This is a genomic window from Allobosea sp. RCC_152_1, assembly GCF_041360765.1.
GTDB lineage: Bacteria > Pseudomonadota > Alphaproteobacteria > Rhizobiales > Beijerinckiaceae > Allobosea > Allobosea spartocytisi.
The window spans coordinates 459,177-480,600 of the sequence record NZ_JBFUPU010000002.1; the positions used below are offsets into that span (position 1 = coordinate 459,177).

General features: G+C 66.9%; 20 protein-coding genes. 10 read left to right on the forward strand and 10 right to left on the reverse strand.

Annotated elements, in window-relative coordinates; genetic code table 11:
- Positions 1 to 2: 2 nt before the first annotated feature.
- Positions 3 to 1,178: a branched-chain amino acid ABC transporter permease gene (locus AB6806_RS08570; RefSeq protein ID WP_370954428.1), complete on the reverse strand. Its 1,176-nt coding sequence runs from the start codon at positions 1,176 to 1,178 to the stop codon at positions 3 to 5.
- A gap of 4 nt (positions 1,179 to 1,182) precedes the next feature.
- Positions 1,183 to 2,100 (reverse strand): branched-chain amino acid ABC transporter permease, encoded by a 918-nt coding sequence (locus AB6806_RS08575; RefSeq protein ID WP_370954429.1) that lies wholly within the window; start codon positions 2,098 to 2,100, stop codon positions 1,183 to 1,185.
- A gap of 292 nt (positions 2,101 to 2,392) precedes the next feature.
- Here AB6806_RS08575 and AB6806_RS08580 point away from each other — a divergent pair, with 292 nt between their 5' ends.
- The 3 genes from AB6806_RS08580 to AB6806_RS08590 all read left to right on the forward strand — a co-directional run bounded on the left by AB6806_RS08580 (position 2,393) and on the right by AB6806_RS08590 (position 4,307).
- Positions 2,393 to 3,529, forward strand: coding sequence for a branched-chain amino acid ABC transporter substrate-binding protein (locus tag AB6806_RS08580; protein WP_370954430.1), 1,137 nt, complete (start codon positions 2,393 to 2,395; stop codon positions 3,527 to 3,529).
- A gap of 337 nt (positions 3,530 to 3,866) precedes the next feature.
- The gene (locus AB6806_RS08585; protein ID WP_038359372.1) at positions 3,867 to 4,121 is read left to right on the forward strand and encodes a hypothetical protein; all 255 of its coding nucleotides are present in this window, start codon (positions 3,867 to 3,869) and stop codon (positions 4,119 to 4,121) included.
- Between the two features lie 27 nt (positions 4,122 to 4,148).
- Complete coding sequence (locus AB6806_RS08590) at positions 4,149 to 4,307, forward strand: hypothetical protein (RefSeq protein ID WP_166652979.1); 159 nt, start codon at positions 4,149 to 4,151, stop codon at positions 4,305 to 4,307.
- A 110-nt stretch (positions 4,308 to 4,417) separates the two neighbouring features.
- Here AB6806_RS08590 and pgm read toward each other — a convergent pair whose 3' ends face one another.
- Both pgm and AB6806_RS08600 read right to left on the reverse strand, forming a co-directional pair.
- Positions 4,418 to 6,067 carry a phosphoglucomutase (alpha-D-glucose-1,6-bisphosphate-dependent) gene (gene pgm, locus AB6806_RS08595; RefSeq protein WP_370954431.1) on the reverse strand — a complete coding sequence of 550 codons (1,650 nt, stop codon included), beginning with the start codon at positions 6,065 to 6,067 and terminating at the stop codon, positions 4,418 to 4,420.
- Positions 6,068 to 6,220: 153 nt separating this feature from the next.
- The gene (locus AB6806_RS08600) at positions 6,221 to 6,382 is read right to left on the reverse strand and encodes a hypothetical protein (protein WP_370954432.1); all 162 of its coding nucleotides are present in this window, start codon (positions 6,380 to 6,382) and stop codon (positions 6,221 to 6,223) included.
- A 144-nt stretch (positions 6,383 to 6,526) separates the two neighbouring features.
- Between AB6806_RS08600 and AB6806_RS08605 the strand changes: the two genes are divergently transcribed.
- From AB6806_RS08605 to AB6806_RS08615, 3 genes are all read left to right on the forward strand, one after another.
- On the forward strand, positions 6,527 to 7,873 hold the full coding sequence (locus AB6806_RS08605) for a UDP-glucose dehydrogenase family protein (RefSeq protein WP_370954433.1): 1,347 nt from the start codon (positions 6,527 to 6,529) through the stop codon (positions 7,871 to 7,873).
- A gap of 103 nt (positions 7,874 to 7,976) precedes the next feature.
- Entirely contained in the window at positions 7,977 to 9,395 is a 1,419-nt protein-coding gene (locus AB6806_RS08610; protein WP_112762816.1) for a mannose-1-phosphate guanylyltransferase/mannose-6-phosphate isomerase, read from the forward strand.
- A gap of 463 nt (positions 9,396 to 9,858) precedes the next feature.
- A complete protein-coding gene (locus AB6806_RS08615; protein WP_370954652.1) occupies positions 9,859 to 11,286 on the forward strand; it encodes a phosphomannomutase in 1,428 nt (475 codons plus the stop codon).
- Positions 11,287 to 11,308: 22 nt separating this feature from the next.
- Here the strand turns inward: AB6806_RS08615 and AB6806_RS08620 are convergent, their stop codons facing one another.
- A complete protein-coding gene (locus AB6806_RS08620) occupies positions 11,309 to 12,280 on the reverse strand; it encodes a Bug family tripartite tricarboxylate transporter substrate binding protein (RefSeq protein WP_370954434.1) in 972 nt (323 codons plus the stop codon).
- A gap of 200 nt (positions 12,281 to 12,480) precedes the next feature.
- Between AB6806_RS08620 and AB6806_RS08625 the strand changes: the two genes are divergently transcribed.
- Together AB6806_RS08625 and AB6806_RS08630 are read left to right on the forward strand one after the other, a co-directional pair.
- Complete coding sequence (locus tag AB6806_RS08625; RefSeq protein WP_038359383.1) at positions 12,481 to 13,182, forward strand: GntR family transcriptional regulator; 702 nt, start codon at positions 12,481 to 12,483, stop codon at positions 13,180 to 13,182.
- Entirely contained in the window at positions 13,172 to 14,089 is a 918-nt protein-coding gene (locus AB6806_RS08630) for a dihydrodipicolinate synthase family protein (RefSeq protein WP_038359385.1), read from the forward strand. Before AB6806_RS08625 ends, AB6806_RS08630 begins: the two co-directional genes overlap by 11 nt.
- A 6-nt stretch (positions 14,090 to 14,095) precedes the next feature.
- On the opposite strand, the gene AB6806_RS08635 is transcribed toward AB6806_RS08630, so the two are convergent.
- Together AB6806_RS08635 and AB6806_RS08640 are read right to left on the reverse strand one after the other, a co-directional pair.
- Positions 14,096 to 15,490, reverse strand: coding sequence for a DUF2793 domain-containing protein (locus AB6806_RS08635; protein ID WP_370954435.1), 1,395 nt, complete (start codon positions 15,488 to 15,490; stop codon positions 14,096 to 14,098).
- A gap of 97 nt (positions 15,491 to 15,587) precedes the next feature.
- The gene (locus AB6806_RS08640) at positions 15,588 to 16,337 is read right to left on the reverse strand and encodes an aspartate/glutamate racemase family protein (protein WP_142021612.1); all 750 of its coding nucleotides are present in this window, start codon (positions 16,335 to 16,337) and stop codon (positions 15,588 to 15,590) included.
- A gap of 211 nt (positions 16,338 to 16,548) precedes the next feature.
- Here AB6806_RS08640 and AB6806_RS08645 point away from each other — a divergent pair, with 211 nt between their 5' ends.
- Positions 16,549 to 16,923, forward strand: coding sequence for a VanZ family protein (locus AB6806_RS08645; RefSeq protein WP_113252669.1), 375 nt, complete (start codon positions 16,549 to 16,551; stop codon positions 16,921 to 16,923).
- Between the two features lie 208 nt (positions 16,924 to 17,131).
- Entirely contained in the window at positions 17,132 to 18,580 is a 1,449-nt protein-coding gene (locus tag AB6806_RS08650) for an undecaprenyl-phosphate glucose phosphotransferase (RefSeq protein ID WP_051987547.1), read from the forward strand.
- Positions 18,581 to 18,653: 73 nt separating this feature from the next.
- On the opposite strand, the gene AB6806_RS08655 is transcribed toward AB6806_RS08650, so the two are convergent.
- The 3 genes from AB6806_RS08655 to AB6806_RS08665 all read right to left on the reverse strand — a co-directional run bounded on the left by AB6806_RS08655 (position 18,654) and on the right by AB6806_RS08665 (position 21,378).
- The gene (locus AB6806_RS08655) at positions 18,654 to 19,229 is read right to left on the reverse strand and encodes a WecB/TagA/CpsF family glycosyltransferase (RefSeq protein ID WP_185747924.1); all 576 of its coding nucleotides are present in this window, start codon (positions 19,227 to 19,229) and stop codon (positions 18,654 to 18,656) included.
- A gap of 200 nt (positions 19,230 to 19,429) precedes the next feature.
- The gene (locus AB6806_RS08660) at positions 19,430 to 19,654 is read right to left on the reverse strand and encodes a hypothetical protein (protein WP_038359392.1); all 225 of its coding nucleotides are present in this window, start codon (positions 19,652 to 19,654) and stop codon (positions 19,430 to 19,432) included.
- Positions 19,655 to 19,830: 176 nt separating this feature from the next.
- On the reverse strand, positions 19,831 to 21,378 hold the full coding sequence (locus AB6806_RS08665; RefSeq protein ID WP_142021610.1) for a DHA2 family efflux MFS transporter permease subunit: 1,548 nt from the start codon (positions 21,376 to 21,378) through the stop codon (positions 19,831 to 19,833).
- Positions 21,379 to 21,424 lie beyond the last annotated feature (46 nt).

Consider the following 21,424-nt stretch of genomic DNA (forward strand, 5'->3'; position numbering starts at 1 on the left):
TGTCAGCCTCCGTAGCGGCGCAGGCGCTGCGGGAAGATTCCCTGCGGGCGGATCATCAGGAAGGCGATCACGGTGATGCCGAAGAACAGGATGCGGTAGTCCGAGAAGGCGCGCAGCTTCTCGGGCAGCAACGTCAGCAGAAACGCGCCGACGATCACGCCGAGCGTGTTGTCCATCCCACCGGCGATGACCATCGTCATGATCGTCACGGAGACCAGGAAGGTGAAGTTGTCGGGTGAGATGAATCCGACATAGAAGGCGTAGATCGTGCCCGCGAAGCCGGCGAGGAACGCATCGACCGCGAAGGCCAGCACCTTGTACCAGGTCGCGTTGATGCCCTGGCAGCGGGCCGCAAGTTCGTCGGCCCTGAGCGCGTTCCAGGCCAGGCCGATCCGCGAATGGTGCAGGCGCCCGGCGAACAGGATCGAGACGCCGACGAGCAGCGCCGAGAGATAGTAGAAATTCGCCTGCGACGGCAGCGAATGCCCGAAGATCACCAGCGGCGAGGCAAAGGAGTGGCCGAAGAGCTCCGGCGCCGGGATGCCGACCAGCCCGTTGGGACCGCCGGTGAATTCCAGATTGTTGAGGAGCTGGTGGACGACCACGCCGAAGGCGATCGTGACCAGCGCCAGATAGCTGTCGCGCGTGCGCATCGAGGGGATGCCGAGCAGAAAGCCGAAGATGGTCGCGACCACCGCCGAGGCCGGCAAGGCGAGCCAGAAGCTGACGTCCCAGTTCAGGGCAAGCAGCGCCGAGGCATAGGCGCCGATGCCGTAGGAGGCGCCAGTGGCGAAGTTCGGGATGTTGGCGCTGCCGAGCTGGAAGTTCAGCGCCAGCGCCAGCACCGCGTAGAGCTGGGCGATGATCAGGAGGTGCAGCGCATAGCTGCTGTTCTGCAGCACGAAGGGAAAGGCGAGCACGATCGCCGTGCCGAACAGCATCGCGAAACGCCGGTTGGCGCCGAAGGCCTGTTCGATATTGGCCTCGATCACCGGCAGGCGCTGCATCGCGAACAGCGCGCCGGCGAACAGGGCGAGCAGAGCGACCACCGCGCGCCAGTCGTCGACCAGCAGGAATTGGCGCAGGAAGGCGGCGCCGGCGATCTCCGTCAGAGCGACCAAAGCGAGGCCGCCGGCGGTGCCGAGCGTCGCGCGGGCGGGAATTGTCACGTCCGTCATCGGCTCAGACCTTCTCGACGACGGTGCGGCCGAAGAGGCCGGCCGGCCGGAACACCAGCACGCCGATCACCAGCAGGAAGACGAAGACGAGGCGATAGGCCGCGCCGTTCGGCACCACCGCCTGCACCAGCGTGTCGAGCCCGGCGATCACCAGGCTGCCGATGATGGCACCGGGCATCGAGCCCAGCCCGCCGACGACCGCGGCCGAGAAGCCGATGAGGCCGACATCCACGCTGAAGTCGAACCGCACGATGCCGGCATAGCCTGCGAAGAACAGGCCGCCGATGGCGCCGACCGCCGAAGCGATGAAGAAGGTGATCCGGAAGATCCGACCCGGCGCGATCGAGAGCAGGCGAGCGGCGTCGCGGTCCTGCGAGACGGCCTTGATATGCAGGCCGAGCCGCGTGCTGCCGAGCAGGTAGAAAAGCCCGGAAACGCAAAGCCCGGAGACCGCGATCGCGACGAGGTTGAAGGCCGGGACCGTCACCCCGAGCAGGTCGACGCTGCCCTGGACGAGGCGCGGCACCGCATGCGGGTTGGAGCCGTTGGGGAAAAGATGGCGGATCAGCTCGCGCAGCACGATGCCGAGCGCAACCGTCGCGACCAACGCCATCATCGCAGGCGCATTGCGGAAACGCTGGATGACGAGCAAATCGAGCAGGACGCCGAGCAGCCCGGTGAGCGCGATTGCGAGGGCGACCGCCAGCAGCATGAGGCCGGGCGAGGCCGCGGCCCCGATCGCGGTCGCGAAGGTCTGCACCAGCGCCAGCGCCAGGAAGGGCGCCGTCAGCGCCACGTCGCCATGGGAGAAATGAATGATGTTCAGCACCCCGAAGAGCAGGCTGAAGCCGACCGCGATCAGGGCATAGATCGAGCCGAGCGTGATCCAGTTCAGGATCTGTTGCAGGAGCTGCTCGGTCATTCCGGTCCCTCTCTTTGTCTTGGCGGCCATGTCGTGGCCGCTTCCTGGGCTGTGCACCAGCCCGCAAGCGGACAGGAGTCGTAATTTCGGAATCTCTGCTTTGCTTGTCTTGAGGCAGGGTACCGGACCTGCTCGCGCCCCGTCCGGCCAGCTACTTAGGCAAAGCTAGGCCGGGGCTTCCAAATATCCGATTTGCTTCCCCTTTCGGGAAGGACGGATTGTCCGCCGAGGCATCCTAGGCCCGCCTGCCCGGCTGACCGCGGGAGCTCCAAAATCCGTCCTGGAGGGGATCATGAATTTCAAGTTCGGCGCCGGAAACGGCTCTTTTTCGGCATTGCTGCGCGTATCGGTCGTCAGCACGGCGGTCGTGGTCGGGGCCATGGCCGCCTCGGCCCAGGAGACCGTCAAGATCGGCTTCATCGGCCCGCTCAGCGGCGGCAATGCGCAGCAGGGCCTCTCGGCCCGCAACGGTTTCCAACTCGCCATCGACCTGGCGAACAAGGCCGGCCTGCCCTTCAAGCTCGAGGCCGTGGTCCTCGACGACGCTGCCAACCCGCAGACCGGTGTCGCCGCGGCGCTGAAGCTCACCAACGATCCGCAGGTGCTGGCCGCCACAGGCCACTGGAACAGCGGCGTCGCGCTGGCCACGATCCCCGTCTTCCAGCGCGCCGGCGTGCCGTTCGTCGTCTGGGGCGCGATCTCGCCCAAGATCACCGAGCGCAACAACCCGATGGTGTCGCGCGTCGTGACGACGCTGGTCAACACCAACGAGCCCCTGGCCAAATGGGCGGTCGAGAGCGTCGGCAAGAAGATCGCCATCGTCTCCGACACCTCCGATTACGGCGTCGCCAACACCCAGAACTTCGAAAAGTTCTACAAGGCCGCCGGCGGCGCCATCCTGGCCGCCGAGGCCGCCCCGGTCGGAACCACGGACTTTCGCGCGCTGCTGACCAAGATCAAGGCCGGCGCGCCGGATGCGATCTATTTCGGCGGCGTCGTCACCGAGGCCGGCCTGGTGCGCCAGCAGATGGTCGAACTCGGCATGACCGTGCCGATGATCGGCGTCGACGGCTTCCATGACGCCGACTTCATCAAGATCGCAGGCCCGGCTGCCGAAGGCACCGTCTCCGGCATCGTCAAGGAAAAGGGCAATCCGCAGCTCGAGAAGCTGACCAAGGATTACCAGGCCGCGAACTTCGCCGAACCGGCGACGACCTACACCAAGAATGCCTTCGACGCCGCCAACATCATCGTCGCGGCGATCAAGAAGGCCGGCACCAAGGACAAGGCCGCCATCGCCAAGGCGATCCGCGAGACCCAGTACGACGGCGCCATGGGCCATACCAGCTTCGACGAGAACGGCCAAACCAAGCTGCCGGTCGAACTCGAGCTTCGCACGGTCAAGAACGGCGCCTGGACGACACGCTGACGCCGATGTCCGGCCGCGCTTTGGCGGCCGCTTTCTCCAGGCAATGGGCTCGCGCAAAGCGCGGGCCCATTTTTCTTTGCGACGTTCCTGGCCTTCTCTCACGGAGGCGCCGGCGATTGGCGTAGCCTGCCATCCGGCGATGCCTTGCTTGCCGTGATCGAGCGCGCCGTCTCGGCCGCCAGCCGTCCCCACAGAAGCACGGCATTCGACATGGCCGCCGCAGCCCGCCCGTCCATCGCACCAGCCTCCTCGGTCCCACCCCGCCTCGGTGCTCGCAAGGAGGAGGGCGCGCCACGGATCGGAGCGTTCAGGCGCCAGTCATCTGCCATGCCGGTTCATGGCGCCGACGAGCCGGCCCGGGCTCGGTGAGTTTGAGGAGATAATGATGGGGCGGGACGGCTTTCAGTGCGACACCTGCGGATCGGCGAGCATTTCGGTTCCCGGCCGGCTGGAGCAGAACAGCGACGTGACCTGCACCAAATGCGGACGCATCCTTTCTTCGTGGGATGAATACAAGCGCAAGATCGGCTTGATGCTACGCGAGACCACGCCGGGCCGCCGCCCGACGATCTCCGACCCCATCGACTGGTGAGAAGGGCCAATCCCTCGATCGCGGACCATGACCGACCGAACGCCCCCTCCCGTCAACGCCTCGCCTGAGACGCTCACCACCAAGGTCGTCTCGGCCGCCTATCTCGCTCTGGTCGGCATCGCCACGACGGCCTGGATCGCTTTCCTCGTCTGGATCGCCTGGCGCTTGTTCGCCGCGAGCGTCTGAGGCCCGGGCGCGCACCCGATTTCAGCCAGCCTTCGCGACGACGGACGAAGGACGGCCGTCAATCGCAACCATTGAGGTTATTGCGCAACCGGAGACACCCCGGCGGCTGGTCAAGCCGCCGTGAAGGCCGCGCCGACGATCTGCCGCGCCTCTTCCTGGATGCGGGCGAGATGCGCCTCGTCGCGGAAGCTCTCGGCGTAGATCTTGTAGACCTCCTCGGTGCCGGAGGGGCGCGCGGCGAACCAGCCATCGGCGCTCGTCACCTTGAGGCCCCCGATCGGGGCGCCATTGCCGGGAGCGTCGCTCAGGATCGCCGTGATCGGCTCGCCCGCCAGCTCCTTCGTCGTGATCTGGCTCGGCGAGAGGTTCTTGAGCACCGCCTTCTGGGTCGATGTCGCGGGAGCGTCGACGCGCGCATAGCAGGGCTTGCCGAGCTCGGCTGTCAGCTTGTCGTAGAGCACGCCCGGGTCATTTCCCGTCTTCGCGGTGATCTCGGCGGCGAGCAGGCCGAGGATGAGCCCGTCCTTGTCGGTGGTCCAGACGGTGCCGTCCTTGCGCAGGAAGGAGGCGCCGGCGCTTTCCTCGCCCGCGAAGCCGAAATCGCCCGAGATCAGCCCCTCCACGAACCATTTGAACCCGACCGGAACCTCGACCAGCCGGCGCCCGAGCTTGCCCGCGACGCGGTCGATGATCGCGCTCGACACCACCGTCTTGCCGATGGCCGCGTCGGCACGCCAGCCGGGGCGGTTGGCGAAGAGATAGGCGCTCGCCGCGGCGAGATAGTGGTTCGGGTTCATCAGCCCGCTGCTGCGGGTGACGATGCCGTGCCGGTCGGCGTCCGTGTCGTTGGCGAAGGCGACGTCGAAGCGGTCGCGCATGCCGATCAGGCTCGCCATCGCATAGGGCGAGGAGCAGTCCATCCGGATCTTGCCATCCCAATCGGCGGTCATGAAGCCGAAGGTCGGATCGACCGCCTTGCTGACGATGATCCCCTTCAGGCCGTAGCGGTCGATGATCGGCTGATAATAATCGAGCCCGGCACCGCCGAGCGGGTCGATCCCGATCGAGACGCCCGCCCGCGCGATCGCCTCCATATCGACGACATCGGCGAGATCGGCGACGTAACCGCTGATGTAGTCGTACCGCCGGACATGCTCGCTCTTCAGCGCCTTGTCATAGGGAATGCGGGCGATGCCGGCGAGCTTCTCCGCAAGAAAGGCGTTGGCCTTCTTCTCGATCCAGCCGGTGGCGTCGGTATCGGCCGGCCCGCCATGAGGGGGGTTGTACTTCAGCCCGCCATCGGCGGGAGGATTATGCGAGGGCGAGATGACGACGCCGTCCGCCTTCCCGGAGGAGCGGCCGCGGTTATAGGTCAAAATGGCATGGGAGATGACGGGCGTTGGCGTGAAGCCGAGCTTCTCGTCGATCATCGTGGTCACGCCATTGGCGGCGAAGACCTCCAGCACCGTCTCGAAGGCGTTGCGCGAGAGCGCATGGGTGTCGATGCCGACGAAAAGCGGCCCGTCGGTGCCCTGTTCGCGGCGATAAAGGCAGAGCGCCTGGGCGATGGCGAGAATATGCGCCTCGTTGAACGATCCGGAGAAGGCCGAACCGCGATGGCCCGACGTGCCGAAAGCCACCTGCTGCGAACGCTGCGACGGATCAGGCTGGTCGAAATAGGCCCTTTGCAGTGCCGCGACATCGACGAGCATGGAGGGGTCGAGCCGCTTTCCGGCGTAGGGGCTCACGGTATCGGTCATTGAGTATCTCGGTTGCAGGCCAGCCAATGCGCCGCCCGTTATAGACGGCCGGTCCGCAAAGTCGCGAGCGAAAAAGGCCGGAGCACGGCAGCTCGGGAGCGCGCTTCTGCCAAGCGCCCGGGAGCGAAACCCGCGCCAGGCCGATCGGCCGCGTCAGCCTTCGATCACCGGAGCGCGTTCGGCGAGTTCGAGAAAGATGGCGGCGCAGCCGAGCCAGACGATGCCGAGATAGATGAGCACGAGACCAGACCCCGAGAAACTGATCTCGGTGTAGCCCCTCCGGATTTGCACTTCGGTGCAGGCAATCGCTCGCATTTGAGCGATGTGTGGGAATTCCGACCGGTTCCCGCGGTCGGCAGGACAGGCTGCGCCCCGCGACGAGATACGGTTGGCCCTCGTACTGACGTCCAAGGCAATATATGTGTCGCAGGCGCGAAATAGGTTTCTTTGGAGTTGGCGATGAAGATCGTGATGGTCGGATCGGGTTATGTCGGCTTGGTATCCGGCGCCTGCTTCGCGGATTTCGGCCATGAGGTCGTCTGCGTCGACAAGCAGGAAAGCAAGATCGCAGCGCTGAAGCGCGGCGAGATTCCGATCTTCGAACCTGGCCTGACGGAACTGGTGCGCAGCAACGCCGCCTCTGGCCGGCTGTCCTTCACGACCGACCTGGCCGGCCCCGTGAGCGCAGCGGACGCGGTCTTCATCGCGGTCGGCACACCCTCCCGCCGCGGCGACGGTTTCGCGGATCTGTCCTATGTCTATGCCGCCTCCCGCGAGATCGCGCAGGCGCTGGGCCGCTACACGGTGATCGTCACCAAGTCGACGGTCCCGGTCGGCACCGGCGACGAGGTCGAGCGGATCGTGCGCGAATTGCGGCCGGACGCCGAGTTCGCCGTGGTCTCGAACCCGGAGTTCCTGCGCGAGGGCGCCGCGATCGAGGACTTCAAGCGCCCCGACCGCATCGTCATCGGGACCGAGGACGCCCGCGCCCGGCAGGTGATGGCGGATGTCTATCGTCCGCTCTATCTCAACAGCGCGCCCATTCTGAACACCAGCCGCCGCACTGCCGAGCTGACGAAATACGCCGCCAACGCCTTCCTGGCGACGAAGATCACCTTCATCAACGAGATGGCGGATCTGTGCGAGCAGGTCGGCGCCAACGTCCAGGACGTGGCGCGGGGCATGGGCCTCGACAACCGCATCGGCGGCAAGTTCCTGCATGCCGGGCCGGGCTATGGCGGGTCCTGCTTCCCCAAGGATACGCTGGCCCTGATCAAGACGGCTCAGGATTACGGCACCCCTGCGCGCATCGTCGAGACGGTCGCCGCGGTGAACGAACAGCGCAAGCGCGCCATGGGCCGCAAGGTCGTGGCGGCCTGCGGCGGCTCGGTTCGGGGCAAGACCATCGCGGTGCTCGGCCTCACCTTCAAGCCGAACACCGACGACATGCGCGATTCCCCCTCGATCTCGGTCATCACCGCGCTGCAGGACGCAGGCGCGACGATCCGCGCCTTCGATCCCGAAGGCATGGAGCAGGCGAAGGCGGTCCTGCCCGGCGCTGTCACCTATTGCGGCAATGCTTATGAATGCGTCGAAGATGCCGATGCGGCCGTGATCGTCACCGAATGGAACATCTTCAGGGCGCTGGATCTCGATCGGGTCAGGACGCTCATGAGGTCGCCGGTCCTGATCGATCTGCGCAACATCTATCGTGGCGAGCAGGTCCGGGAAAAGGGCTTCGTCTACGCCGATATCGGCCGCGGCATTTCCGACCCGGTCTCCTCCCACGCCATCGACGCAGCCTGATCGAAATCTGAACAGTCTGTAGGTCCTTGCCGGCATATGGCATGAAACATGCCCTGCCCTGAGGCCGACGCGGCTAAAACCTGATTTGGAGTCCGATACTCTGATGACCTCCCGCCTCATCACCCCCTTGATCATGGCCGGCGGCGCTGGCACGCGGCTGTGGCCGCTGTCGCGAGACTCCATGCCCAAGCAGTTCATCGCATTGCTCGATGATGGGCTTTCGACCTTCCAGGCGACCTTGCTCAGGGTGAAAGGCGACGGTTTCGCCGATCCCATCGTGGTGACCAACAACGAATTCCGCTTCGTCGTCGCCGAGCAGATGCGGGCCGTCGGCGTCGCCGGCGACATCGTGCTGGAGCCCGAACGTCGCGATTCCGCTCCTGCGATCGCCATCGGCGCGCTGCTGGTCTCGCAGAAGGACGAGAAGGGCCTTTGCCTTGCGCTCGCCGCCGATCACGTCATCCCCGATGTCGAGGCCTTCCGCCGCGACTGCGGGCGCGCCGCGAGCCTTGCCGCGGACGGCCCGATCATGACCTTCGGCATCGTCCCGACCGAGCCTGCCACCGGCTATGGCTATATCGAGCCCGGCAAGCCGCTGAAGAGCGAGGGCGCCAACACCGTCGCCCGCTTCGTCGAGAAGCCCGACGCCGAGACTGCACTGGGCTATGTCGAGCAGGGCTTCCTCTGGAACAGCGGCAACTTCATCTTCTCGGCCGAGCGGATGCTCGCAGAGCTCGAGGCTTTCGTGCCCGAGGTGCTGTCCGGCGCAACCCGGGCATTGGCGGCGGCCACCAAGGATCTCGACTTCCTGCGGCTGGACCCGAAAGGCTTCGCCGAGGCCACCAAGGTTTCGATCGACTATGCCGTGATGGAGAAGACACGCCATGCCGGCGTGCTGCGTGCGAGCTTCGGCTGGTCCGATGTCGGCAGCTGGGATTCGCTGCAGGCGATCCGCCCCCAGGACGAGGCTGGCAATGTGCTGGAGGGTCCGGTCGTCGCCATCGGCACCCGCAACTCGCTGATCCGCAGCGACGAGATCTTGACGGCGGTCATCGGCCTCGATGATGCCGTGGTCGTCACGACGCGGGACGCCGTCCTGGTCACGACCAAGGCGCGCGCCGCCGAGGTCAAGGGGCTGGTGGAGCGGTTGAAAAAAGAGGGCCGCCGCGAGGCGACCGAGCATCTGCGCATGTACCGGCCCTGGGGCTGGTATCAGCGTATCGACCTCGGCGGCCGCTTCCAGGTGAAGCGCATCAACGTCAAGCCCGGCGGCCTGCTGAGCCTGCAGAAGCACTTCCACCGGGCCGAGCACTGGGTCGTCGTCTCGGGGACGGCCGAGGTGACGCTGGATGGCACCGTCTCCTACATCCACGAGAACGAATCGATCTACCTGCCGATCGGCTGCACGCACCGCCTGGCCAACCCCGGCAAGATTCCGCTCGAACTGATCGAGGTTCAGGTCGGCTCCTACACCGGTGAGGACGACATCGTCCGGATCGAGGACATCTACGCACGCGCCTGAGCAAGACGCGCCGGAGCGCCACCACCGCGACGTTGTCGCCCGCCTTCAAGCGCGTGCGACGCAAGCCTTTCCGTCGCCGCGATGCGCTAGCGACCGACGACTCAGTCGTGCCAACCCAGCTCCGGAGCGGAATCGGCGAGCTGCAGGAAGATCGCCAGGCAACCCAACCAAATCGTCGCGATCGTGAGCATCGATGCCGTCTCCCTGGCAGCAGGCGCGATATCTGCCGCGCCACGATGTTCTGCACGATCAGGCCCTAAAGCCGGGTGAATCGATATTTCAATTTTAACGGACCTCTCCGAGGCCCTGTAGCAGCCATTGCGGCGCCGAGGCGTACGGCGAATGTCCTGAAGGCCGGAACCGCTCTAGCCCTTGTTCCGTGGCATTTTCTTCACCCGAACCGGTATCCTCCCCACTCGAAGATGATCTACCCTGCAGCCGCGAACCGCGAGATCTTGGTATCCTGTCCATGACCAGCCTGAAATTCGGAACCTCCGGCCTACGCGGCCTGGTGAGCGAGCTCATCGGCTTGCCGGCCTACAGCCATGTCCGCGCCTTCTGCGCCATGATCCGCGAGGACGATGCGGCGGGGCCGGCCGGCGAGGTCCTGATCGGGCGGGATCTGCGCTCGTCGAGCCCGCTCATCGCCGCCCAATGCGCGCAGGCCGTTTCCGACGCCGGCCTGGTTCCGGTCGATTGCGGCGCCCTGCCGACCCCGGCCTTGGCGCTCGCCGCCATCCAGCGCCGCGCCCCCGCCATCATGGTAACGGGCAGCCACATCCCGGACGACCGCAACGGGCTGAAGTTCTATCGCGCCGCCGGTGAGATCGACAAAGCCGACGAGGGACGCATCCTGGACTGGCAGGCCCGCCTCGCCCTCTCCTCCGTGCCCGAAGCAACAGTGGCGACGGACACATATGAAGCTCTGGCGGCCTACAAGGCGCGCTATCTCGACTTCTTCGGGCCCTCACCGCTGGGCGGCATGGTCGTCGGCGTCTATCAGCACTCTTCCGTCGGCCGCGACGTCATCTGCGACGTGCTTGCGGGGCTCGGCGCCACGCCCGTTCCGCTCGGGCGCAGCGAGCACTTCATCCCGGTCGATACCGAAGCGCTGCGGCCGGAGGACGAGGAGCTCGCGCGTCGATGGGCGGGCGAGCGGGCGCTCGATGCGATCGTCTCGACCGACGGCGATGCGGACCGGCCGCTCGTCGCCGATGAGAACGGCCGCTTCCTGCGCGGCGATCTCGTCGGAGCCCTGACCGCGCGCTTCCTCGGCGCCGATGCGATCGTCACGCCGGTCACCTCCAACTCGGCGCTCGACCGTCCCGGCCTGTTCGACAAGGTCGTCCGCACCCGTGTCGGCTCGCCCTATGTCATCGCCGGCATGGAGCAGGCCAGGGCCGAGGGCGCCACGACGATCATCGGCTTCGAAGCCAATGGCGGCGTGCTGCTCGGCTCGGATATCGAGCGTGACGGTTGCCGCCTGCCCGCCCTGCCGACGCGCGACGCCATGCTGCCCATCCTGGCGACGCTCGCGCTCGCCCGGCAATCCGGTCAGGCCCTGAGCGCCATCGCGGCGGAGGCCCACTTCGCCATCGCCCTGTCGAACCGCCTGCAGGAGATTCCGCAGGACAGGACCGCGGCGCTCATCGCAAGGCTCGACGCGGAGGATCCCGCCTTCCGCGATGCGGCCTTCGCGAGCCGCGGCGGTGTCGCGGCGCGCGACCGGCGCGACGGCCTGCGCCTGACGCTGGGCAATGGCGCCACGGCTCATTTCCGCGCTTCCGGCAACGCGCCCGAGCTGCGCGTCTATGTCGAGGCGCCGACGCAGGAGGCCGCCGAGGCGCTCCTCGCCGAAAACCTCGCCTTCGCGGCGGCACAGACCCGCTGACAGCAAGGCGGCGGGCGCCGCCTCACTCGATCTTCACATTCGCCTTCTGCGCGACCTCGGCCCAGCGCGTCGTCTCCGCGGCGATATGGGCGGCGAATGCGTCCTGCGACGACCCGACCGGATCGACGCCGAGCTTCCTGAGCTGCTCGATCACCGCCAGCTCCTTCATGATCGCCTGCGTCTCCGCCGAGAGCTTCGCGACGATCTCCTTCGGCACGCCGGCGGGCGCGAAGAAACCGTGCCAGGAACTGGCGTCGTAACCCGGAATGAACTCGGCCAGCGCCGGCAGATCCTTGGCCACTTCGAGTCGCTTCGGCGTCGCCGTCGCCAGGGCCCGGATCTTGCCCTCCTGCACATGCGGCCAGGCGATGGTGATGTTGTCGAAGCTGACCTGGATCTGGCCGGAGAGCAGGTCCTGCGTCACCTGCCCGCTCGAGCGATAGGGCACATGGGCCATGTCGGTACCGGTCGCCACCTTGAACATCTCCGCCGCCATATGGGTCGAGGTGCCGGCGCCCGAGGAGCCGAAGGAGTACTTGCCCGGATTCTTTTTCAGCAGGTCGATCAGCTCCGGCACGCTCTTCGCCGGCAGGTCGATATTGACCATCAGGATGTTGGGAACGCTCGCGACCTGCGAGATCGGCGCGAAATCCTTGACATGGTCGAAAGGCAGCCTGGAATAAACAGCCGGATTGATCGCATGGGTCGAGACCGTGCCCATCGTCAGCGTGTAGCCGTCCGCCGGAGCCCGCGCCACGGCGGCGACGCCGGTATTGCCGCCCGCCCCGGCCCTGTTCTCGACGATGAACCTGCCGCCGAGGCGTGCGCCGAGCCGGTCGGCAAGGATGCGCCCGAGCATGTCGGTGGTGCCGCCGGCCGCAAAGGGCACGACGATGGTGACGACCCTGCTGCCGGGATACTCGCCCTGCGCGAAAGCGGGCCCGGCCGCGGCAAGGCAAGCCGCGGCGATGATGGTTCTGCGGGTGATGCTCATCGGTTTCATTCCTCCCTGATGCGGAGAATCCGCCTTGCGCCTCGTGAGCGGGCGCTTGCGCCAAGGGATAACACAGGGCTGGAGATTTGAAATCTGAAATTTCAGATTGCCGAGACAACCGGATTGTGGTGTCTGGTGACCGACGCCGCCATGGGGAATCCGGCAGCGGCCTCCCCATTTCCGTCGCGCCGGAAGAGTGAATGTTGCAGCCCGCCGTCGAACCCGTTGCGCCCGACCTGCTGCGTTCCCTGCGCGAGCATGTCCATGAGCGCCTGCGCCGGGCCATCGTCGCCGGGCGTTTCCGCAATGGCGAGCGGCTGAATGAGCGCCATCTCGCCGAGATGCTCGGCGTCAGCACCACCCCCGTGAAGGACGCGATCCGCAAGCTCGAGAGCGAGGGGCTGGTGCGGACCGAGGCGCGGCGCGGCGTCTTCGTCGAGTTCTCTGCCCGGCAAGCGCTGGAGATGGCGCTCGGACGCGCCGCACTCGAAAGCGTCATGGCCCATATCGCCGCCAACCGCCTGACCGAAGCCGGCGGACGCGAGCTCTCCCGATTGATCGCGGAGATGGAGCAGGCGACGGAGCATGGCGAGCTGGAGGATCTCGTCGCGCTCAACGGCGCCTATCATCAGGCGATCCACCGCATCTCGGGCTGCACCTATCTGGAGCGCCGCCTCGACGGGCAGCGGATGTACGACCATGCCCAGCGCATCGCGCTTCATTCGGAGCTGGCGGAGCGCCGCCGGGGTTTCGCGGAGCATCGCGGCATCTGCGAGGCGCTGCTGGCGCGCGATCCCGCGCTCGCCGAACGCAGGATGCGCCAACACATCGTCCGTTCGGGGAAAGCCCATGTGCGGCTCGTCTTCGGCGCGGATGCGGAGGGACTGGACTATGACGAATGACAAGGTGCGTCGCGCACTGCGCGGCATTTCCGGCGTCCATGTCACCGCCTGGAAGGCGGATGGCGAGGCCGACTGGGCGCTGACGGGCGGGATCGTGCGCGGAATCGCCGAGGCCGGCATCCACAACATCGTCTCGGCCGGCAACACCGGCGAATTCTACCCGATGACGACGGCGGAGGTGGAACGCTCCCACGCCGTCGCGGCCGAAGCCGCCGCCGGCAGGGCGCTCGTCACGGCCGGCATCGGGCGGTCTTTGCGCGAAGCTGTCGCGACCGGCAGGCTCGCGGCCAGGGCCGGCTGCGACGCGGCGATGGTGCATCACCCGCTCGACCCCTTCGCCGCGCCGCAATCCCAGGCCGACTACATCCTCGCCATCGCCGAGGCGCTGACGATCCCGCTCGTCGCCTATATCCGCTCCGACGCCATCGGCGTGACCGACCTGATCCGCGTCGCGACCCATCCCAATGTCGCGGGCGTGAAATTCGCCTCCACCAACATGATGCTGCTCGCCGATTGCGTGCGCGAGACGCAAGGCACTTCCGCCAATTGGATCTGCGGTCTCGCCGAGGGCTGGGCCGCGCCCTTCCATGCGCTGGGCGCGCGCGGCTTCACCTCGGGGCTCGTCAATGTCGTCCCCGCGCGCTCGCTCGCCGTCTGGCGCGCGCTGGAAGCGGGCGACTACGACGCCGCGCGCCGCGAGGTCGACGCCATCGCCGGCTTCGAGAAGCTGCGCACCAAATACGGCAACGGCGCCAATGTCACCGTGGTGAAGGAAGCGCTGGGATTGCTCGGCATCGATGTCGGCCCGGTCCGCCTGCCCGGCCTGCCGGAACTCAACGCGGCCGAGCGGGCGGAACTGCGCGCCATCGTGTCGGGTTGGGGAGCTGCGAAAGCTGCGGCGGAGTAGCCGGCCTCACAGCTCCGCGTCGAAGGCGATCGTGTCGAAGGCCGCCCGCACCCGGCCCAGCGCCTGCGCCGTGACATAGGCCTGGGCCCATTCCGGCGACGAAGCGACGATGCCGCGGTCGGAGCCCTGCACGTTGATGTCCTGCGAGATGCCATAGCTCACCGTCGGCGTCGTCCGCATCGGCACGGGCAGCGGCAGCCTCTGGCGCGCAGCGGCGCCGGCCGCCTGATAGGCGTCGATCAGCACCGTCCCGCCCGGCCGCCAGTGATAGCGCCGGCAGAGCTGCTGTTCGGCGCCGATCGGACGCGGCGACCAATGGGTCGCGATGCGGCCGATCTCCAGCTTGACGCGCGCGAAGCTCACCGCCCCGGCCACTGGCGCCAAGCTCACCGCGAGCGGGCCGCTATCCCCCGGCGCCGGCGTCAGCGCGACGAAGCGCCGCCCGGCCCCGGCGGTGATCGTACCGGACTGGCTGCCGACCCTGACGCTGAGATCGCCGCCGCTCAGCCCCTCCACCGAAACCGCGAGCGTCATGCCCGCAAAGGACGAAATCCCCCACGCCGCCGGCTCGACCGGTTGCAGGATCGCGCCCGTATTCAAACTCACCGTGAAGCCGCTGAGCGACAGGTTCGCTCCGCTGGCACCCGCCTTCCAGCGGTCGAAGCCATAGGCGCCCGCCACCAGCGCCCCGCCGGCAAAGCCGCGCTGATTGATCTGGATGTCGCCATTGATCAGCAGGTTCTGCCCTGCCGCCCAGGGCGAGCCCGGCAGCGCGACCCCTCCGCCGGCCCGGTCGATGGCGAGCGCATCGTGCCAGGCCGCGCCATCGGGGCTGACCTTGACCCGGAAATCGTCGTCGCCCGCGAGACCGAACTCCGCCCTCCCCGACCAGTTGGACTGAAACAGCACGCTCGCCGTCGCCCCGGCATTCGCCTTGTTGAGCTTGAGCCGATGGTCGCCGCCGGCATGGTTGAACAGGCTCGCCTCCGACGACACCACCAGCCGGTTGCTGTCGTCGGCCGTGGCGTTGACGCCCCATTTCTCGGCGCCAAGGCCGCTGAGCGGGCTGGCCCTGCGCCATTCCGTGCCCGTCCAGAGAGTGTGCTCGGCCTCGTCGGCGATCCAGGCCTGCCAGCCGACCCGCGGCGTGAGGAAGATCCAGCCGCCATCCTCGAACAGCGCCACCTGACCCGCGCGCCCGGCAAAGATGCCGGTGCCGCCGGCCGGCACGATATAGGCCGACAATTCGCTCGGGCTGCCTGGCGGCGCGGACTGGCTGCGGCTGTCGACGACCAGATGGATCAGGGCGTCGAGGCGCACCAGCGCGTCGTTGTGCGTGACATGTTTCTGCGCCTGGCCGGCGGCAAGCAGCGGCAGCGAGAGACGGGGCGTGACGGTCATGGGGCCTCGCGGGATCGGACGATGCGAGGCTGGATGATGCAGGTGCCCGAAGCGCCGGGGATAAGTTCCGGGGGTCGGCGGATGCCCGGCGCCGATCTTAACCGAAGCTCCGGGGCCGCAAGCCGGCATGGAACCAGGTGATCAGCGAATAGATGTCGTAGACCGGCAGCCCCGTCGCCTGCTGCACGGCCGCCGCATAAGGCGGCATGTTGGTGCATTCCAGCACGATCGCGCCGACATCGGGATGCCGCGCCACGAGATCGAGCGCAGCCTCGACCACATCCTGCCGGGCAAGCTCGACATCCATGTCGTCCTTCTCGGCCTTGATCAGCACACGGAAGAATTCGCGGCCATTTTCGGTGCCGGCGACCGGTGTGTCGAGCGGCACGCCGGCAGCTTCGAGATGGGCCGGCGTCAGCGTCGCGGCCGAGACGGTGACGAGACCAACGCGCTTTCCGGGCGGCAGCGTCCCCTGCACCCACGGCACCTGCATCAGCGACGATGTCGCGACCGGAACATTCACCGCGGCCGCGAGCTCGCGCTGGAACAGGGATAGAAAGCCGCAATTGGTGGTGATCGCTTCCGCGCCGAGCCTGACCAGCTCTCGCGCTGCCGCCACGAAATCCGGCAAAAGCCCGGCGGCTCCCTTCAGGACCACCTTTTCCGGGCTCGCTCCCGTGACGACATGGTAGAGCACCGGAAAGGGCCAGGTCGTGCCGTTGCCCATGTCGCCGGGAATTCGCGGGAAACGCGCTTCCAGCATCAGGATGCCCAGCGGCACTCCGTAGATCGCCCTCCCGCCGCGAGCGATGCGGGAGGCGGGTCCGGAACGGGCTTCGTCTGTCATCGGCATTCCGTTGCGATCGTTGCGCCCGCGCCGGGCGATTGTTCCACAGGGCGGCGATAGCATGATGGTGACCGCGAAGTCGCGCTTGCGCCATTGCTTTGCCGTGTTCGCAAGATCATAAAGCACGTCGCTCGCCAAAAAATCGGTTGCGTAACCTGCTTCTGGCCCGTTGTTTGCGTAGCCGCGATTCGCGCCTCTGGATTCTGATTCCTTGACCGATCCCTTCGACCATCTGCGCCGCCTCGCGACCTTCCTCGGCTGGTGCGCGCTGGCCGCCATCCTCGTCTCGACGCTGTCGCCGATCGAGCTGCGTCCCCATCTCCCGGATGTGGGGGCGGATGTCGAACGCTTCATGGCCTATCTCGCGGCCGGCGGCGCGCTGGCCTTCGCCTATCCGCGCCAGCGCTGGTTCGTGCTGGGCGGCATCGTGCTTCTCGCGCTCGGGCTCGAATGGGCCCAGACCTGGGAGGCGACTCGCCATGGCCGGCCCCACGATGCCGTGGTCAAGATTCTGGGGACCCTGACCGGCGGCGGCCTTGCCGTCTCCCTCGATTATCTGGCACGGCGCCTGCGCAGCCTGGCCTGAAGAGGCTGTGCCGTAACGGAACACGCCGTCACTTTTTCGGCGTGATCTCGCGTCGTTTTCGCCGGCAACCACACGCACTGATTGAAATTCGCACCGATCCGGTGCAATGCCGCGCGGCATGGCGCTTGCGGTTGCGTCGCCGACTGCTCCCGCCTATCTCGGTCCTCGCGCCGAAAGCGGGAGACAAAGCGGCAAGGACTGGGCGAATATGAGCGTCGACCATCTCAGGCAGGCACCGTTGGCGCTGCCCCGAGGCCCTGCGAGAAGCTGGCGGCACTGGCTCGGCCTGCTGACGGCGGCGTGCGACGGCGTCCTCGTCGTGGCCCTGGTCTACGCCATGGACTGGTCGACCGATCTTGCGATGCAGGGCTCTTTCCAGGTGGACGAGCGGACTCCGGAACTCGCCGGCACGCTGGCGGCGCTGTTCGTCTTCGTCAACCTGATGCGCGGACGCTACCAGATCGGCAATTACCTCTCGACGAAAGGCCAGGTCGCGGCGGCCTTCTCGGCCTGGAACATCGCGTTTGTCGCGTTCCTGGTGCTGCTTGTCCTCGCCAAGATCGCCGATCACTATTCGCGGGCCGTCCTCCTGACGAGCTATCTCGCCGGCATTCCCGCCATCGTGCTGACCCGTTCGGCCATCGTCCGCCTGATCTCGGCGGGAAGCCGCACCGGCCGGATCACCTCCGAGCGCGTCTTCCTGATCGGCCGGGAGAAGGAAGTCATGTCCTTCGTCGACCGCTGCAAGCCATGGAATGCCGGCAGCGCCATCGTCGACGTGGCCTTCCTCAACCCGCAGCAGCCGCGCCGCGATCCGCGCGAAGCCCTTGCGGCCGATCTCGCGGCCGCCGCCGCCAGTTGCCGGGCGAAGCGGCCCGACGCGGTCTTCATCGCCGTGCCCTGGTCGGACCATGAGACGATCGAGGCCTGCGTCGACGCATTCATGAACATGCCGGTCGCGATCCATCTCGCGCCCGAGAAGATCATGAGCCGCTTCGAGCAGCCGCATTTCGTCAGCGCCGGCGCGCTTTCGAGCCTGCGCCTGACGCGTGCTCCGCTGTCGCCGGTCGAAATCGCCTGCAAGCGGGCTTTCGATCTCACCGCCGCGGCGCTGGCCGGGCTGTTGCTGCTGCCGCTGCTGTTGCTGATCGCGCTGGCGATCCGGATCGATTCACCCGGCCCGGTGCTGTTCCGCCAGCGCCGCCATGGCTTCAATCAGGCGGCGTTCCGCATCTTCAAGTTCCGCACCATGACGACGACCGACGACGGCGCCGTGATCGTGCAGGCGCGGCGCGACGATCCCCGCATTACCCGCATCGGCCGGGTGCTGCGCCGCTATAATCTCGACGAATTGCCGCAATTGCTGAACGTCATGGCCGGCCATATGTCACTGGTCGGCCCGCGCCCCCATGCCCTGGCGCATGACCGGGAGTTCGAGCGCAAGATCGCGCTCTACGCCCGCCGCCACAACGTCAAGCCCGGCATCACCGGCTGGGCGCAGGTCAACGGCTTGCGCGGCGAGACCGACACCGACGAGAAGATGGCGGCCCGCGTCGCCCATGACCTCTGGTATATCGACCACTGGTCGTTCACGCTCGACCTCGCCATCCTGTTCCGGACGGTGTTCAGCTCCAAGGCGTTCCGGAACGCGGTGTGACGGTCATCGCAGCATCGGCCGAGAAGCGGATTCCGCTTCTCGGGAAAATCAGATGTTGCGGAGAAAAGCCGGCTCAGCCGTCGCGGCGGAGCGCGTGATAGGCCTGCGACACCGGGCGCGGAGCGACGTCATGAACGAGCTGGCGGGCGATGATGCCGGAAAAGCGCATGGCTGCGGCGAAACCGCTCATGAGCTGGCCGATCCGGGAGGGCCGCCGGGCAGCGAGGCTTGCCGCCGCGGCGCCGGTCTGCGGCTGCGCGGCCGCGTGGCGCGCGAAGGTGCCGGGCAGGTTGACGAGGCCCGTATGCAGCCCATGGGCCGCGAATTCCGCGATCAGCGCCCGGTGGCGCTTCGGAGCCACGTCGACGATGACCACGTCCGGCGCGCAGGCGGCAATATGGTCGAGGATCGCGCGGCCGGCCGGGCCGGAGAAATCGGCGTCGCAGATGCCCGCAAGGCGCAGGCCGGGAAAGGCCAAGCGGATGCGGCTGCGCAGCGCATGGATCGTCGCGCTGTCACCACCGAACAGGAACACCGCCTCGCCCGCGCTCTCGCAGCGGCGCAGCGCGTCTTCCAAGCCGGTTTCGCGCCGGGCGGCATCGGCCCGCACGGCCTGTTCAATCTGCTGTTCGATCGAGTCCGACGTCACGCTGTCCCCATTTCGCTCGAGACGGGCATCCGGCAGCGATATGGCCTTGCATTGCTGCCTGGGCTTGCCCGCTGCCGTCAGAGACAGGAAGCGGCTACTTCCTTAAAAATTTAGATATCCGTTCAAATGTGTCGCAACCAAAGGTGACCGATTTTGGGTCAGCGTCCTCGGGCCTCAGGCGGCCGGAGGACGCCCCGGCATCAATGCAGCGTTCGCCAGACGGCTCGCCCCAGCCACCCGGCCCAGCCGAGCATGAGCCCGGCCGCGACCAGAACGCCGATAATCAGCAGCGAACGGCCGATCAGAAGGCTCGCCACCGTCTCGTGCTCGACGGGGCGGTTGTCGTTGGCAGGCGGCGGGATGTCCCGTACGGAGGGCATCCGGATCGGCACCGTCACGGGTGGCCGGACACGCATCGAACGCATAAAACGATCTCTTACCGTTAACGAACCGTAAACCTGCTCCTCGCATCTCTGATCCAATGCGAGACGCAGGCAAAGTGCAAGCCGAGAAATGACCTAAGGTGAATTTGTCCGCGACATTGCCTGATGTACCGCGGCTCCCACTGAATAAAACGGCCATCGGCCGCTCGGCAGCAGCGTTATTCCATCACCATCGCGTGATCGTCGGACGGGGCCGCCTGCTGGCGCGGCGTGCGCAGCAGCGCCAGGAACGGCAAAGCTGCCAGGCACAGGATCATCAGTAGCTTGAAGTCGTCGACATAGGCGATGATCGTCGCCTGCCGCGTCACCACCTCGTCCAGCGCCGCGCGGCCGGCCAGCGTCGTCGGGTCCCAGGCATGCCTGATCGCCGGCATGTCGAAGATGCGGTTGAACGGGGTCACATAGTTGGCGATCTCGGCGTGGTTCACCTGCACGTTGCGGGTCAAGAGGTAGCTGACCAGCGAGATGCCGACGCTGGAGCCGATATTGCGCGAGAGATTGTAGAGCCCGGTGCCGTCCCCGCGATACTCCGCCGGCAGCGTCGCGAAGGTGATCGTCGTCAACGGCACGAAGAGCAGGCCGAGCCCGGCGCCCTGGATGAAGCCCGTGACGATGATCGTCTGCTGCGAGACATCCGGCGTCCAGCCGGTCATGTCGTACATCGCCCAGGCGCTGACCAGGAGCCCGGCGCCGAGCAGGATGCGGATGTCGACCTTTCCGATCAATCGCCCGACCAGGAACATGCAGGCCATGGTGCCAAGGCCCCGCGGCCCCATGACGATGCCGGCCGTCACCACCGGATAGCCCAGCAGCGTCTGCAGGAAAGGCGTGAGCAGCGCGAGCGACGCCAGATAGCAGATGCCGACGAGGAAGATGAAGATCAGCCCGACATTGAAGTTCCGGTCGAGGAACATGCGCGGCTTGATGAAGGAGTTCTCCGCCGTGAAGGTGTGCACCGCCAGGACGTAGACCGCCGCGACGCAGACCGTCGCCTCCACGATGATCTCCAGCGAGTCGAACCAGTCGAGCTGCGCTCCGCGGTCGAGGAAGAGCTGCAGCGCCGCGATCGCGAGGCTGAGCGAGCCGAAGCCGATCCAGTCGAGCTTGGCAAGGGCGCTGGACTTGGTCTCGGTGACGAAGATCGAAACGCCCGCCAGCGCCAGGATGCCGAGCGGCAGATTGATGTAGAAGACCCAGCGCCAGGAAATGTTCTCGGTCAGCCAGCCGCCGAGCACGGGGCCGAGCACCGGCCCGACCATGACCGAGACGCCGAACAGCGCCATCGCCGAGCCGCGCTCCTCCGGCGTGTAAATGTCGAGCAGGATGCTCTGCGAGAGCGGCACCAGCGCGGCGCCGAAAAAGCCCTGCAACAAACGGAATCCGACGATCTGCGTCAGCGACTGGGCCGCGCCGCACAGGATCGAGGCCACGACGAAGCCGACGATCGCGACGGAGAGCACGCGCTTGCGGCCGAAACGCGCGGCCAGGAAGCCCGAGGGTGGCGTCATGATCGCCGCCGCGACGATATAGGAGGTCAGGACCCAGTTGATCTGGTCGGCGCTCGCCGAGACGCTGCCCTGAATATAGGGCAGCGCGACATTGGCGATGGTGGTGTCCAGCGCCTGCATGATGACCGCGAGGATCACGCAGGCGGTGATGGCGCCGCGATTGGCAACCGGGGTCGTCGCGGCGGCTGAGCTGGCCATGACAGGCCTCTTCTGTTTGCTGGTCTTGCTCTACTTGGCGCGCTCT